A 15,407-nucleotide genomic window follows, 5' to 3' on the forward strand; every position below is an offset into this window, starting at 1 on the left:
TCCTTCTCAAAAGAACCGGTATCTTAATGATCCGCGAAGGGACCTGTCCAGCCGACAATTCATTGACTTTTCGCCGCCCCCCCAGTATTCTCTTTTTCTTTCCAACAGAAGGAGTTGCAGTATGAAGGTGATTCTCCAGGAGACGCTCGAAGGCGTCGGCAATCTCGGGGACCTGCTCGATGTGTCCCCTGGATTTGCGCGAAACTACTTGCTTCCCCGCAACAAGGCCGTGGAGGCCAATAACCGGAACATTAAAGAATTCGAGCATGCCAAGCGTGTGACCGCCGAGAAGGCCAAGAAAGAACGGTTCGAGATCGAGGCGTTCGCCAAGAAAGTGTCGACGGTGTCCCTTACCATGCCGATGCAGGTCGGCAAAGATGACAAGCTCTTCGGATCGGTGACGGCCAAGGACATTGCCGAAGGATTGGCCGAACAGGGATTCACGGTGGATCGCCGGAAGATCCAGTTGCCTCAGCCGATTAAGGAACTGGGCACCTTTGCCATTGCGGTGAAACTGCCACGCGACGTGGCGGCTTCGATTTCAGTGCATGTCGTCAAGAAGCAGGAGCCAGAAGCGCCGGCTGCGGAATAAGCGCGGAGCGAGAACGAAGCCTGGCCAAATGTGCGTCTCGGGTTATCGATTGCGCAGCAATCGGCGGGTGGCAGGGTGAGATAAATTCACAAGGGCCGGGGGGGTAAAGTAGACGCTTTTCCACCATCCTGCCAGTCGACCGGAGGATTCATGCAAGATATCATCGGCACCTTGGATGCTCTCAAAGCCACCGATCCCGATGTCTTTGCCGCCATCACAGCGGAGGAGCAGCGCCAGCGGGAAAAACTGCTGCTGATCGCATCGGAGAACTTCGCCAGCCCCGCGGTGCTCGCGGCTCAAGGCTGCCTCATGACCAATAAATATGCCGAGGGCTACCCGGGCAAGCGGTATTACGGCGGCTGCCAATATGTGGACCGGGTGGAAGAGCTGGCGATCCAGCGGACGAAAGAGATCTTCGGCGCCGAGCATGTGAATGTCCAACCCCATTCGGGGTCGCAAGCCAACATGGCCGCCTATCTGTCAGTCCTTAAGCCGGGCGATACCATCCTCGGCATGGACTTGGCACAGGGCGGACATCTGACCCACGGCAGCCGCGTCAATTTTTCAGGCATGATTTTCCGCGCCTTTTCCTACGGAGTGGATCGACAGACCGGCCTCGTCGATTATGCGGCGGTTCAACGCATCGCCGAAGAGAGCCGCCCGCGCATGCTCGTAGTGGGCGCCAGCGCCTATGCCCGTACCTTGGATTTTCCCAAATTTCAAGAGATCGCCAAGTCGGTCGGCGCGTATCTCATGGTCGATATTGCCCACATCGCGGGACTTATCGCCGCGGGACTGCACCCCAACCCCGTGCCCTATGCCGATTTTGTCACCACCACGACTCACAAGACGCTCCGCGGGCCGCGCGGCGGCATCGTCATGTGCAAGGCGGAGCATGCCAAGGCGGTCGATAAGATCATTTTCCCCGGGCTGCAAGGCGGTCCGCTGATGCATGTCATCGCCGCCAAAGCCGTGGCGTTGAAGGAAGCGCTTGCTCCCTCGTTCAAACGGTACCAGCAACAGGTGATCGCCAATGCGCGCGCCCTGGCGCAAGGGCTCGTGGACCGCGGCTATCACATCGTGTCCGGCGGCACCGACACCCATCTGATGCTGGTGAATCTTACGAACAAAGGCGTGACCGGTAAAGAAGCCGAGACCGCGCTGGATGCGGCCGGCATCATCGTGAACAAGAATGCGGTGCCCTACGACGAGAAGCCTCCGGCCGTCGCCAGCGGCATCCGGTTGGGCAGCCCGATTGTCTCGACACGCGGCATGCGTGAACCGGAAATGCGGGAAGTCGTGTCCTTGATCGATCGCGTGTTGCAGCAGCGACAGGATCAGGCGACACTGGACGCCGTGCGCGCCGAAGCCAAGGCGCTATGCGGCCGATTCCCCATCTTTCATGCCTACGACGCCCCTCCCTCTTGATCAGGGATGACGCCAGGTGAAGTGTCCCTTCTGCGACGATGTTGAGGATAAGGTAGTCGACTCGCGGATGGCGAAAGAAGGCGAGGTGATCCGCCGTCGCCGGGAATGCCTGTCCTGCAAGCGACGCTTCACCACCTACGAGCGGGTCGAGGAAACCATGCCGGCCGTCGTGAAAAAGGACGGGCGGCGCGAACCGTTTGACCGTTCAAAGATCGTGTCCGGGCTGAAGAAGGCTTGCGAGAAACGGCCGATCAGCATGGCCACGATTGAGGCCGTGGCCGATCGCATCGAGAAGCGGCTCCAGGAATTGGGCGAAACCGAGATCGCCAGCCCCCTCGTCGGGGAAGAAGTCATGAAAGAACTCTCCCAATTGGACCAGGTCGCTTACGTGCGCTTTGCCTCCGTCTATCGTGAGTTCAAAGACATCGATCAATTCATGGACGAAATCAAGGCGCTCGCGCAGCAACGGCGCGAACGATAGCGCGCATTTCGCTTTCAGGCCCGCATTATTTATGGCGCTTCGTCGCGAAATTGCGCAGTCGCGTGGTGAGACGAGCGCGTGGAGGCTGCGCGATCTGATTGATCTTGCGCGAGAGTAGACGCCATTGTGTTCTTCCTCGCTGACCATCTCAAATTCGCAATTGCAACAGAAGCGCTCATGAATAATGCGGGCTAACCCTGCCTTCATTCCCCCCTATTCTGATAGGATGGATGACGCATCAAGCCTGCGATTCCGATAAGTCATCACTCATGGCCGTCACTCGATCGACACCTAAACGCAAACCGGCGGCGCGGGCGAAGCGCCGGCCGCCCGGCGCCACCCACGTGGCCATTATCGGCGCCGGGCACGGCGGCACCGCGTTGATCGAAATTTTCGCCACGGACCCGTTGGTGCGCATCGTCGGCGTGGCGGAGATCAATCCACACGCGCCGGGACTCGCCCTTGCCAAACGTCTCCAAATCCCTGTCACCGCCGATTATCGGCTGCTGTTGAATCTCGAGCGGCTGGATCTCGTGATCGACGTGTCCGGCAATACCGAGGTCGGAGACCGACTGGAAAGCTTCCACCGCATGGGCGTGACGGTCATCGGCGGCGCCAGCGCCAAATTCATGTGGCAATTGATCGAGGCCCGCATCCGCGCTACGGCCGAGATTGAAAAGACGTTGAACAAATATCAATCGCTGTATCGGCTCTATGTGAAAGAGACGGGAGCCGCGGTCACCGAAGAGCGGACCAGAATCGCCTGTGAAATCCACGACGGGCTCGTCCAGAGCCTCGCCGGGGTGAATTTCAAACTGGAGTTGTGCCAGACATTGGTGCGCAAGGACCCGAAATCGAGCCTCGCGACCCTTCGAGAATCCAAGGCTCAACTCAAGCTCGCCATCCAGGAAGCGCGCCAGGTCATCTTCAACCTGCGGCCGCTCCAGTACGACAAAATGGAGTTGATCCCGGCGCTGACCAATTATCTCCGGTCGTTCGAAACCGAGTCGCACATGAAGACCGAGTTTTCGGCGTCGGGCGACGAGAACAATCTTTTCCCCCGCACCAAGATTTTTCTCTTCCGCATCGTGCAGGAAGCGTTGAGCAACGTGCACAAACATGCCAAGGCCAAGCGGGTGGCGGTTCGCCTGGAAATCGGCACGCGCTTGTTGCAGCTGACGATCACCGATGACGGGATCGGCTTCGATATGGAAGCGATCTTGCGCGATCCGGAAAAGTGGGATCACTTCGGGATCAGAGGCATTCTGGAACGGGCGCGATTGGTCGGCGGCGAGGCCACGATCGATTCAAAGAAGGGGCGCGGCACCAAGATCGTGCTTCGTATTCCTTTATCCGACAAGGAGGCGTTTCGAAATGGAAAAAATTAAGGTGCTCATCGCCGACGACCATCGCGTGGTCCGGGAGGGATTGGCCGCGATTCTCCGGACCAAAGAAGACATCAATGTCATCGGCGAGGCGCAGGACGGCGCGGAAGCCGTCGAGAAGACCCGGACGCTCATGCCGGATGTCGTGCTCATGGACGTCAGCATGCCGCGAATGGGCGGGGTGGAAGCCACCCGTCAGATCAAACGCGAATTTCCCCACATCGGCATCGTGGCCCTGACCATGTACGAAGAACAACAATACATATTCGATCTCGTCCGCGCGGGCGCCACCGGCTACCTGCTCAAGGATTCGGAATCGTCGCAAATCGTCGCCGCCATCCGCGCGATCTATCGGGGCGAGTCGTTGATCCATCCGTCCGTCGCGAGTAAGATTCTCGCTGAATTTTCTTTGATGGCCCAGAAGAAGGGAAAGAAGCCGGCCTGGGTCGAACATGATCTGACGGAACGCGAAATCACCGTGCTGCGGCTCGTCGCCGACGGGAAGACCAACAAGGAAATTGCCAACAGCCTCGACCTGAGCGAGAAGACGGTCAAGAACCACGTGCGGAACATCTTCCACAAGCTGCAAGTTTACGACCGCACGCAAGCAGCCATCTTGGCCATTCGCAAGGGACTGATCGAGCTCGAGCCCCGGCCGTAGCCGATACAGACTCTACGACCTACTCGTATCCCGCCCACCGCCCGATTTGCCTCTTCATGGCGCCTCTCACTCCTGCGTACGGGCACGAGCGCTATATAGTCGCGTGGCAACATTCCTGCCGTCTGACCGAGGCATGTGAACGCTGGCCTCGTTCGATTTGAGGCGTATGATTCGGCGGAACTACACTCCGACTCAAACACATCCATGAGCGCCGGAACGTAGACGCCTTCGATGGGCCGACATCGCCGCTCAAGTACGTGCATGGTCGGACAGTGACTTGCGACCGCCCTACATCAATGGGCGGGGCAATTAGAAACCGGTGGCGAAGCCGTCATTACTCGTGCCGGCTGCTGGTTACGATATTCGGACTCATGCTGGCGCCGATTTTCGATCACGGGTGCAATGCCGGCATGGCGCAGGAGCAGCGCGACGAGTCCTGTCACCCCGGCGGTCTTCGGTGCATGTCTGACGGAACTTCGTCCAATATTTGGTCACGGAACGTGATGACCGAGGCTGAGGGGTGTTCGGACGCGCGAGAGCCGTCGATAAAAGCACCAATCCGTTTCACTAAAAAAACCTCCTTGCTTCTCCGTTCAAGTTAGTAGAACCGCGACTTCATATCTTTTCCTCTTCCACTACGTAAAGAAAGCACAGCCCGATCCAACACTCGGATTGATGGACTAGGGTGACGTCTTGTATTCATGACTAGATGTGACTATCATATGACCATGCGCAAGGTACGGATAGCTGAACTCAAAACTCATCTCAGCGAGTATCTTCGGAAGGTGAGGAGCGGCCATAGCCTCACTGTGCTCGACCGGGATACTCCGATCGCTCGCATACTCCCGTATGAAGAGAATGGCGCCTCCCCTCTCAAGGTAAGGATCCCTGTGCCTGGTTCCCCGAAACCGGCCCGCGTCCCACTGCCTCCACCTCTGCGTCTGCGTGTGGATATTGTGAAACTCTTGCTGGAAGAGCGGCAAGGCGAACGGTGATTGCCTACCTGGACTCTTCTGTTCTTCTGCGAGTCGTCCTCGGTCAGTCGAACGCTCTCCGGGAATGGCCGGCCATTGAAGGCGGGGTCGTCTCCGCCTTGGTAGAGGTCGAATGCCTCCGCACCCTTGATCGCCTTCGGTTGTTGGAAGGCCTCAGCGATGACGAAATTGCTGTGCGACGAGAAGCTGTGTACCGCCTGCTCGATACTATGGAAATGGTCGATCCCACACGGCCGATTCTAAGCCGAGCGGCCCAGCCGCTTCCGACGGCGCTGGGAACGTTGGACGCGATTCATCTGGCGACGGCGCTCCTGTGGCGAGAACGGGGACATGCGGGCCTTGTCATTGCCACGCATGATGAAGCGCTGGCCACAGCCTCCAAGGCCAGCGGATTCCGCGTCGTCGGCGTTTAGTCAAGGCATCGCTCTCTCGCGTTTCTCTTCCCTCCGAAAAACACCCTTGCTTCTCTGTTCAAGTTAGGTAGAATCGCGACTTCGTGGCGCGACGGAGGACATGCGCCGTCGAGATCCACTCGTCTCTAAGAAAAACGATGTCAAATCCTCTTCCACTACGTAATCAGTGCGTGCCGTCCTCGCGTCCCGAGGGATGGGCGAGGAGGCCATGCCGTGCTCATTCTCTCCCTTCATTGGGGACAATGATCGGTCACGGAGGATCCCAATGAATAAGAAACTTGATCCGGCACTTCGCTCGAAGCTCCGTGCCGCCCGGAGTTCCATCAAAACGGCTGCGCCGGGTGACCACGCCGACAGTCCGGGGCAACGGCGCACCGGGATCATTGTCGAATTCACCGGAAAGTTGGACGATCTTCTTGCCGTTGGTTTCGAGAAGCACAGTCTGGTCGAGCATCCGACGAAAGGCTACAAGATTGCCACCGGGCTGATTCCGGTGGAGCGTCTGGAAGATCTCGCGGCCTTGGGTCATGTCGTGCAGGTCGAAGGTCCTCGTCGGATGCACCAGGAATTGAACTACAGTTTGCCCGAGATTCACGCGACTGCCGTGCATACGGGGACGCCGTCGCGCAAAGGTGACGGCATCGTCGTGGGGATTATCGACAGCGGCATCGACTGGCGGCATGGCTGCTTCGTCAAAGACGACGGCACGTCCAGAATTCTCGCCATTTGGGATCAGATGCTCCCGTTTCAAGCCGGAGATACCAGAGGGCCGAACAATGTCGGCGTCGTCTACGTCCGGGATCAGATCACGCAGGCCTTGCGAGGCAACGCTACGGTCCGGACCAGGGATGTTAACGCCAGAAACGAACGGAATGGGCACGGGACCCACGTGGCTGGAATTGCAGCCGGAAACGGCAGGCCTCCCACCTGCTGTCATGTCACCCAAACCTACGTCGGCGTCGCCCCCAACGCCGATATCATCATGGTGCGGTATAACTATCGAGGCTGGACGGAGATTGGAGAAAATCAGTGGTTGGTGCAAGCCCTGGACTATATTTTTACCTTTCTCGACGCCATTGATAAGCCCAAGGTCATCAACATCAGCTTGGGTGACAATATCGGATCTCACGACGGGACCAGCACCGTGGAACTTGCCATCGACGCGCACGTCGCGACCGGCGATTTTCTCCATCTACCCCATATTGTCGTAAAGTCCGCCGGGAATGAGGGAGCCGCGCTGCACCATGTGCAGGGAACTGTGCCAGGGAATAACAATATCGATATCGAGTTCAAGATCGGCGAAGGCCAAGAGTCTCGAACTATTCTGGATCTCTGGTACGACCGAGCCGGCACGATTAACCTCACGGTCACGGCGCCGAGCGGGACAAACAGCGGCACAGTGAACCATGGAACGGATCATTCATTCACCGCCAATCCGGCGGACGCGGCGAATCGCCGGTCGCGAGTGGAAATTGATGGGACGATCAACGGCGCGCACGATCGCGACAATAACTTTCGGATTACCATTCACGATCCCGCCCAAGGGAGTCTGCCCAACGGCGATTGGAAGCTCAATCTGGCCAATCCGAACGCCGGAGGTGTGGCGTTTCATTGCTGGATCCAGCGCGACACCAATACGTGGTTTTTGCCTCAGACAAACCCACCGGACGGCAAAATTCGGGCCACCTCTGATTCGACGCTGAGCATTCCGGGAACCGCCGCCCAAGTCATCGCGGTCGCCAATCACCAGTCGCGCACGAGTTGCTGCAATTGCTGGCCTTCGACCGGAATCGAACCTTCGTCGAGTCGAGGTCCGGTCGCCAAAGGGGCGGCGACCAATCGCAAACCCGATATTGCGGCCCCCGGCCTGGAGATTACCTCCGCAAAGGCCGACGCGGCCAACCTCCGCGGCAACTGTTGCTCTTGTTGCCCCGATGCCTGCTGCTGCCTCTATGAGGATATGACCGGCACGAGCATGGCTGCTCCTCATGTCACGGGAGCGATTGCGCTCCTCCTCGAAGAAAATCCGCGGCTCACGAGAGCGGACATCGTGCGGCATCTGCAAGCCACGGCCAGAGATAGGCCGGCCGGCGGATGGGACACGACATGGGGTGGAGGCAAGCTCAATATTGAAGCAGCCATCGCTGCGGTCAGGGCCGAGGCGGGCGGTGGCGGAGGCGGCGGCGGAGGGCCGCACATTCATGCGCCGGCCGATCTGGATGCGTCTATCCCGAACGGACGCAGAGCCTCCGACTTCAGCCCTGTGCACTTTTCTCCAATCAATCGATTCACCCGCGAGGGCTTCGGTGAAACGGAGCCGGGCTCCCAACAGTTCCCGCCGTGGCTCCGGATTATCCGAGCCCGACTCAAGACTTTTCCGGAAGGCGAGCATGTCGCCGCGGCCGTCAGCCGCCATTTCAGCGAGGTCCGCCGGTTGATCAACAGCAACCGCCGCATTGCCACCATGTGGCATCGGGCCACCGGTCCCTTCCTTCTTCGGCAGCTGTTACAAGGCGCTCTGGACCCCGAGGCGTATGTCGCCCCGGCGGATCCCTCGGAGAGGCAGTATCTCGACCGCTTCTTCGATCAGTTGCGCCGCTACGGGAGCAGGCGGCTGCGCGACCGAATCGACCGGTATCGATCCGCTGTCTTTGCGTTGATCGAAACCCCGTTGGCCGCCATGGCGCACGACCACCAGAGGAAAGGATGAGCGAGACCCTCGGTACCATCGAGCAGTTGGCCGGCGAACTGGCGCGGATGTTTGATCCGCTCGCCCAGCGGGTGGAGGACGACACGGTCGATACGCTGCTTGAATGGCTCGGGCTTCGGTCGTCGGATGCCACGGCGGACGCAACGGAGCTGGCCGGCGCATTGGCGACCACCGCTACGGCAGCAGCAAGCATGCCGGAATTGATCGCTGCTCTGGCGAAGGCGATCGAAGAGAAGGACGGCCCCGCCATTGCCTCAACAAGCCTTGAACTGCTCCAGCATATCGGGACACTGACTCAAGCGGCGCGCGATGTCGGCACGTCGCTGCAAACCGTAAGCGCCGGCGCCGGCTTGACGCCGCAGCAGAAAATTGAACTCGCAAACTTTGCCGGCCTGTTTACCGAACGGCTGCTCAATCGGTTGTTTGTCGAATATCTCGAATCGCGCTTCCCTCATCTGGCGCTGGTGCTGCTGGCGACGGGCGGAATCGAAATCGTGAACGAAGAGGGCGGCCCGCCCGGCTCGCTCAATGGGACGTATACCCGCAAGACGTTTCATTTCGATCGGATGGCCAAGGCCTTCACCGACCCGTCCGGACTTTTGACGGAGGTGTATCAGTGGGGCGCGCCCGGATTCGACGGCCTCGCCTTGTTCACTGCACTCCAAACCCTCTTGCGAGAGCAATTTCGAATCCCGGCCGCGATCCTCCAGCCGCCCGGCTCGCCGGCCGCGATCGAGGCCTTTGGTTTCAGCGCCGAGGTTGATCCAGGCCTCAATCCTCCCGGCCTGGACGTGAGTGTCCGGATGCCGCTGGCGATTGATCAAACACAGACGGTCGATGTCGGGGATTGGCAGGCCACATTCGATGCCCATGCAGCTTTTTCCACCGACCTTGACCTCACGATCCAGCCGCCGTTGGATGTGGCGCTTGATGTTCCAACCGGCGCGGTTGACGTGAAGCTCGGCGCGTCATTCGCCCGCCGTCCGACCGCGCCGCCGTTTTTGCTGCTCGGCGTGGCCGGCGGTTCACGCTTGGAAGTCCAGCGTCCGAGCGCGGGAGTCGATCTCGCACTTCATTTTGACGCGACCGCCTCCCAAGTCCGGCTCGACCCCGAGATTAAGACAGGATTGAACGGCGGCAAACTCGTGATCAGCGGCGCCAGCGGAGACGGATTCATCGCGACGCTCCTGTCCGGCATCGACCTCCAATCCGTCTTCGATGTCGATCTCCGTTGGAGCCCCAGTCGCGGCGTGCGGTTTGAAGGAAGCGCCGCGCTGGAGATCGCGATTCCCTCGCATGTGACGTTGGGTCCCATCGAGATGCTGTCCCTCTATTTGCGACTGGCTATGCAGTCGGACGGCTCGATTCCCGTCGAACTTTCCGGCGGCTTCAAAGCTGCCTTGGGGCCCCTCACCGCGTCGGTGGATCGGCTGGGCATCATTGCGACTTTCACGTTTCCGAAGAACGGCGGCAATCTCGGACCCGCTCATATCGCCTTCGCGTTCAAGCCGCCGAACGGGGTCGGCCTCGCAATCGACGCAGGGATGGTCAAGGGCGGCGGTTATCTCTATCTCGACTTTGAGAAGGGTGAATATGCCGGCGCGCTCGAACTGACGGTTTCAAACTTCCTCTCGCTCAAGGCGATCGGGCTCATCAATACGAAGATGCCGGGCGGGCAGCCGGGCTTTTCGCTGCTCGCGATCATCACGGCGGAATTCAATCCCGGCTTTCAGCTTGGGTTCGGATTCGTGCTGGCAGGAGTCGGCGGGCTTTTGGGGTTGAACCGCGTCGTGCTGCTCGATCCCCTCGTCCAAGGCGTGCGGACCGGCGCGGCCAACAGCATTCTCTTTCCCACGAACGTCATCGAGAATGCGCCGCGAATCATCAGCGACTTGCGGGCGATCTTCCCGCCGCACAACGGCACGTTTCTGATCGGCCCCATGGCCAAAATCGGTTGGGGCACGCCGACCTTGGTCAGCGTCTCGCTCGGCGTCATGATCGAAATCCCGGGCAATGTCGTGATTCTGGGCCGACTGCGGGCGGCGTTGCCAACCGACGAGGAAGCGGTGCTGATCCTGCAGGTCAGCTTCATCGGCGCGCTCGAGTTTGCCAAACGCCGCATCTGGTTCTTTGCCACCCTGTATGAGTCGCGGGTCCTCTTCATCACACTCGAGGGGGAGATGGGCCTCCTCATGGACTTCAGCGACAATCCGAATTTCGTGCTCTCCGTGGGCGGATTTCATCCGCGATTCACCGCCCCGCCGTTGCCGTTTCCCTCGCCGGCGCGCATCACGCTCTCGATCGTGAACGAAAGCTGGGCCAGGATTCGCGCCGAGACCTATTTCGCGGTGACGTCGAATTCGGTCCAAATGGGCGTGCGAGCGGAAGCGTTTTTCGGCTTCGATGCGTTGAGCGTGGAAGGCTACCTCACCTTCGACGCGTTGCTCCGCTTCTCGCCGTTCTATCTGATCGTGGAGATTTCAGCCGGGTTCTCGGTCAAGGTCTTCGGGCTCGGCGTCTACGGCATTCATTTGCGCGGATCGCTCGAAGGGCCCACGCCCTGGCACATCCGCGGGTCGGCTTCCATTGAGTTCTTCTTTTTCTCGATTTCCGTCGATGTGGATGTCACGTTCGGTGAACGGCGCGCGGACCTATTGCCGCCGATCGAAGTGCTTCCACGGTTGCGGGCGGAATTCGAGAAACTGGAAAGCTGGCGCGCGACCTTGCCGCCCTCGGGCCAACTATTCGTCAGCCTGCGCGATGTCGGGAGCGCCGGTGCATTGGTCCTGCATCCGGTCGGGACGTTGCAAATCAGCCAGCGGTTCGCCCCCTTGAACCTGCCGCTCGATAAGATCGGCAATCAAAAGCCGTCCGATATCAAGCAGGCCGCCGCCACCGTCACCACGAGCGGCCTGTCCGTGAAGGGCCCGACCAAAGAGAAATTCGCGGTGGCGCAATACCGCGACATGGAGGATGCGGCCAAGCTGTCGGCACCGGCCTACGAGCCGCTGGACAGCGGGATCGAACTCGGGTCAGCCGGCCGGCCATGGGCGACCGGGCCCTCGGCTCAACGCAATGTGCGCTACGAAACCATTATTGTCGACGGGGCCTTCCGGCGGTTCCGGATTCGCTTCTTCAAATTTTGGGACTCGTTGTTCGTCCATTTCCGAAACGGAGGAGCCGTCTCCCGATCGCCTGTGTCCTTGGCGCAAGAAAGGCGGTTGCGACCCTTTACGACCAAAGTCACCGTCTCGGATGAGCACTATGCCGTAGCCTTCCAGGCCGATAATCGCGTCTATGAGTCCGCCACCTTCGCGAGCTATACGGAAGCGCAGGCGCACATGGCCAAAGTCGTGAGCCTCAATCCGTCTCTGTCCGAGGAGGTCCATATCATTCCCACTGTAGAGTTGAACCAAGCCGCATGAGCACGCAACCGATCGCCGCCTATTCGTTCCTACCCTGGGCCCGTCAGGGACTCGGCATTTTCATCCGCGAAGGGGACCAGCAAGCGGGCGTGTCGGAACGCGGCTCGATCGACGTCAGCCTGCAGATCACCGGCGAGCGGCTTTCCGGCGGGACGGCAACCGCATCGATCCCCAAATCGGTGCAGCTTTACGGACCCGGCGATATCATCGGCATCGACGGCAAGATGATCGTACGGACGGAGCCGCGCCACTGGATTACCAATTTCGAGACTAATTATTTGCCATTCGTCGAGTTCTACGACGAGGATTTTCCCTGGCGCTATACGCCGAACCGTCCCTCACCGGACGGCAAACGCCTGCGGCCCTGGATCAGCCTCGTGGTACTGGAAGAAAGCGAATTCAAGGAGGGCGGGAATGTGCTTGGCAGGCCGCTGCCCTTCATCGAGGTGGCGGACGCCGCGCAGAAGTTCCCTCCGTTCGATCAACTCTGGTTCTGGGCCCACGTGCACGTCAACGGCGGCTTCGGCGTCGATCCCGGCGACCAGGCAGCTCTCGCTGCCCGCTTGGATGACATCGTGAAAACCAATCGCGACCTCGCCTATTCGCGCCTCCTCTGCCCGCGGATCTTAAAGGCCGATACCGCATACCATGCCTTTGTCATTCCCACGTTCGAGACCGGTCGCCTCGCCGGATTAGCCAGGGATCCGGCCAAGGCCGCTTCCGCCACGCAAAGCGCCTGGGCGGACTATACAGGCAAGGAAGAAGGATCATCCTTTCCCTATTATCACCGGTGGTATTTCCTCACGAGCAGCGTCGGCGACTTCGAATATCTCGTGCGCTTGCTCCAACCTCGCACGGTGGACCCGCGGGTCGGACGCCGCGACATGGACGTCCAGAAACCCGATGCCAATCTGCCCGGCATCCCGGAATTGGGCGGTATCCTGCGCCTTGGCGGAGCCCTGCGTGCCCCGCTCGACACATTGAGCGAAGACGATCTCAAGGAGTACGAGCGCTTTGAAGCCTGGGGCAAACCCTATCCGCATCCGTTCCAAACGGCCCTAGCGAGCTTCGTCAATCTGGCGACGGACTACAGTGACCACAGCGCGACGGATGCGAACCATCAGAGCGGGCTCGGGCCGACCATTGAAGATGACGAGGACCCGTTGATCGTCCCGCCGATCTATGGACGCTGGCATGCTCAAACTCAACGCCTGACTCCTCTCGACGGCGATCCGGCCCGGAGCCGATGGGTGCAGGAACTCAACCTCGATCCGCGCCATCGGGTGGCGGCCGGATTCGGTACGCAGGTCGTCCAGCAGAACCAAGAAACCTACATGGAAGCAGCCTGGCAACAGGTCGGCAAAGTCTTGGAAGGCAACCAGAAAATCCGGTTCGGACAAATGGCGAAGCTAGTGTCGCGGGTGTGGCATGCTCGCGAACTGTCCCGGCTCCAGACCGATGCTCCCCAGCAATTGTTGAGCATCACCGCCCCGGTCCAGCGCCGCCTGTTGGCGGATGGAGTGACGATTCGTCATCACATCAACAAAAGCACGGTCCCGAGCGCGGTGCTGTCGAAAACCATGCGGCAAGCCCTGCGCCCAAGGGCGCGCGTGACCAAGTTGATTGGGTTCACGTCTGATCGGCCTCCGGCGCAACTGGTGAACCGGGTGAATCGCGGCGAGGTCTCGGCCGCGCCGCCCAAGATCGTCGCCCCGCAACTCCCGACCGAAACAAAACTCTCCGAAGAGTTTCAACCGGGCGAGATTCCGCCCGGCTGGTTGGACCTGCTGAATCGTTATCCCTGGCTCAAGTATCTCCCCCTGGCATTGGCGGTCTTGATCGCATTGGTACTCCTTGCCGGAGGGGCCGGGATCGCTGCGGCGCTCATCACCGGCGCCGCCCTGTCGGCTGGAGCAATCTGGGTGATGCGCCGGGTGGAAGCGATCCAACGAGGGGCCGCCGCCGCCTCTGCCATCGATTCAGATACGCGCACCCCGGCCGGCATCGACGAGCTGCCGGCCAGTCCCGATTTTCATATCGGCAAGCCGGGGACAGGGCCGATCCCGATCTTCGGAACAACGGACAGCCGCGAAGCGCTCCGATTCAAGTCTTCCTTGCGGAATCTCTACACGGTCGACCAGGTCGAGCGGGCTCTGCCGATCGAGGTCCGGCGGGCCGTCGATCTGCCGGCCTTGGCGACCGCCACGATCCAGGGACTCGATCCGATCCGCACTATCCCGACCCGGGTGCTCGGAACGATCGTCGTTCCATCACGGATCATTGATCAACTGCGCGAGCCGTTCGGCGAAGTGATGGTCTACCCCGAGGTCGATCTCCCGATGTATGAACCGTTGAAGGACGGCTCCAGCGAACTGTTTGTGCCGAACCTTCAGCTCATCCCGAACAACTCCATTACCTTGCTCGAGACGAACCAGAAATTTATCGAATCGTATATGGTCGGGCTCAATCATGAGTTTGCCCGGGAACTCTTGTGGCGCGAATATCCGACCGACCAGCGGGGAAGCTACTTCCGGCAGTTCTGGGACGTCCGCGGATTCCTGGCCGAACCGGGAGTCGATGCGGACGCGCGCCGCGAGCGATTGTACGACATTCCCGAGCTGCACCGGTGGGGGACGATCACCGCCTTAGGCGACCATGATCATCGCGAGGCACAGGGCGATAAGGAAGACGAACTGGTGCTGGTGATTCGCGGAGAATTGCTCAAGAAGTATCCGACCGCCGTCATCTACGCCCATCGAGCCGCGTGGGAACGTACCGCCGACAACCGCATCGATAAATCGCGGCCGCGGAAACTCGCCCCGCTCGCTCCCGGTCAGGACACCAATCCGCCCCGCGATCTCGTAAAGACGCCGCTCTATGAGGCCAAGGTTGATCCGGACATCTATTTCTTTGGATTCGACCTGACGGCCGAGAAGGCGCGCGGCGGGAAGATCGTAAACGGCGAAGAGGACCCAGGCTGGTTCTTTGTGATTAAGGAGCGTCCGAGCGAGCCACGGTTTGGTCTCGATGTGCCTCAATCCGCGCCGCAGGCCGACATCCATACCTGGAATGACTTGGCCTGGACGGATGTGCTCAGCAGCTATGAGCCGGGCAAATTTCTCCGGATCGGCGAGAAGACGATCAGCGTCACCAATCCCGGCGCCGGCAGCGAGGCAAAGGAGCAATACGATGAAGACAGCCGGTTCCAATGGCGGCCTGATACGCATGCGGCCGAACTCGCCTATATCCTTTTCCAGGTGCCGGTCCTCATGGCAGTCCATGCGGCGGAGATGCTGAAAAAACCTGCGTGAACCAGT

The 15,407-nt window shown here is 60.1% G+C and carries 10 protein-coding genes; all 10 read left to right on the plus strand.

From position 1 onward, the window contains the following. Window positions 1-121 precede the first annotated feature (121 nt). The 10 genes from rplI to ACWGXE_RS21925 all read left to right on the plus strand — a co-directional run bounded on the left by rplI (window position 122) and on the right by ACWGXE_RS21925 (window position 15,401). Entirely contained in the window at window positions 122-592 is a 471-nt protein-coding gene (rplI, locus tag ACWGXE_RS21880) for a 50S ribosomal protein L9 (protein ID WP_447600253.1), read from the plus strand. A gap of 150 nt (window positions 593-742) precedes the next feature. After that, the gene (locus tag ACWGXE_RS21885) at window positions 743-2,020 is read left to right on the plus strand and encodes a serine hydroxymethyltransferase (RefSeq protein WP_447600254.1); all 1,278 of its coding nucleotides are present in this window, start codon (window positions 743-745) and stop codon (window positions 2,018-2,020) included. Window positions 2,021-2,036: 16 nt separating this feature from the next. Further along, entirely contained in the window at window positions 2,037-2,501 is a 465-nt protein-coding gene (nrdR, locus tag ACWGXE_RS21890; protein WP_447600255.1) for a transcriptional regulator NrdR, read from the plus strand. Window positions 2,502-2,731: 230 nt separating this feature from the next. Beyond that, a complete protein-coding gene (locus ACWGXE_RS21895) occupies window positions 2,732-3,889 on the plus strand; it encodes a histidine kinase (protein ID WP_447600256.1) in 1,158 nt (385 codons plus the stop codon). Beyond that, on the plus strand, window positions 3,876-4,547 hold the full coding sequence (locus ACWGXE_RS21900; RefSeq protein WP_447600257.1) for a response regulator: 672 nt from the start codon (window positions 3,876-3,878) through the stop codon (window positions 4,545-4,547). Before ACWGXE_RS21895 ends, ACWGXE_RS21900 begins: the two co-directional genes overlap by 14 nt. A 728-nt stretch (window positions 4,548-5,275) precedes the next feature. Next, the gene (locus ACWGXE_RS21905; RefSeq protein WP_447603827.1) at window positions 5,276-5,542 is read left to right on the plus strand and encodes a type II toxin-antitoxin system Phd/YefM family antitoxin; all 267 of its coding nucleotides are present in this window, start codon (window positions 5,276-5,278) and stop codon (window positions 5,540-5,542) included. Further along, window positions 5,539-5,955, plus strand: coding sequence for a PIN domain-containing protein (locus ACWGXE_RS21910; protein WP_447600258.1), 417 nt, complete (start codon window positions 5,539-5,541; stop codon window positions 5,953-5,955). Before ACWGXE_RS21905 ends, ACWGXE_RS21910 begins: the two co-directional genes overlap by 4 nt. A gap of 265 nt (window positions 5,956-6,220) precedes the next feature. After that, entirely contained in the window at window positions 6,221-8,665 is a 2,445-nt protein-coding gene (locus ACWGXE_RS21915) for a S8 family serine peptidase (RefSeq protein WP_447600259.1), read from the plus strand. Beyond that, window positions 8,662-12,090: a DUF6603 domain-containing protein gene (locus ACWGXE_RS21920; protein WP_447600260.1), complete on the plus strand. Its 3,429-nt coding sequence runs from the start codon at window positions 8,662-8,664 to the stop codon at window positions 12,088-12,090. Before ACWGXE_RS21915 ends, ACWGXE_RS21920 begins: the two co-directional genes overlap by 4 nt. Continuing rightward, complete coding sequence (locus ACWGXE_RS21925; protein WP_447600261.1) at window positions 12,087-15,401, plus strand: hypothetical protein; 3,315 nt, start codon at window positions 12,087-12,089, stop codon at window positions 15,399-15,401. The genes ACWGXE_RS21920 and ACWGXE_RS21925 overlap by 4 nt, the downstream gene beginning before the upstream one ends. The last annotated feature ends 6 nt before the right edge of the window (window positions 15,402-15,407 follow it).

Source organism: Nitrospira sp. Nam80 (assembly GCF_965152575.1).

What these genes read in the sequence shown, in the direction of transcription:
- rplI (WP_447600253.1), top strand. Translation starts at nt 122, where the DNA reads ATGAAGGTGATTCTCCAGGAGACGCTCGAAGGCGTCGGCAATCTCGGG.
- ACWGXE_RS21885 (WP_447600254.1), top strand. Translation starts at nt 743, where the DNA reads ATGCAAGATATCATCGGCACCTTGGATGCTCTCAAAGCCACCGATCCC.
- ACWGXE_RS21895 (WP_447600256.1), top strand. Translation starts at nt 2,732, where the DNA reads ATGACGCATCAAGCCTGCGATTCCGATAAGTCATCACTCATGGCCGTC.
- ACWGXE_RS21900 (WP_447600257.1), top strand. Translation starts at nt 3,876, where the DNA reads ATGGAAAAAATTAAGGTGCTCATCGCCGACGACCATCGCGTGGTCCGG.
- ACWGXE_RS21905 (WP_447603827.1), top strand. Translation starts at nt 5,276, where the DNA reads ATGCGCAAGGTACGGATAGCTGAACTCAAAACTCATCTCAGCGAGTAT.
- ACWGXE_RS21915 (WP_447600259.1), top strand. Translation starts at nt 6,221, where the DNA reads ATGAATAAGAAACTTGATCCGGCACTTCGCTCGAAGCTCCGTGCCGCC.
- ACWGXE_RS21920 (WP_447600260.1), top strand. Translation starts at nt 8,662, where the DNA reads ATGAGCGAGACCCTCGGTACCATCGAGCAGTTGGCCGGCGAACTGGCG.
- ACWGXE_RS21925 (WP_447600261.1), top strand. Translation starts at nt 12,087, where the DNA reads ATGAGCACGCAACCGATCGCCGCCTATTCGTTCCTACCCTGGGCCCGT.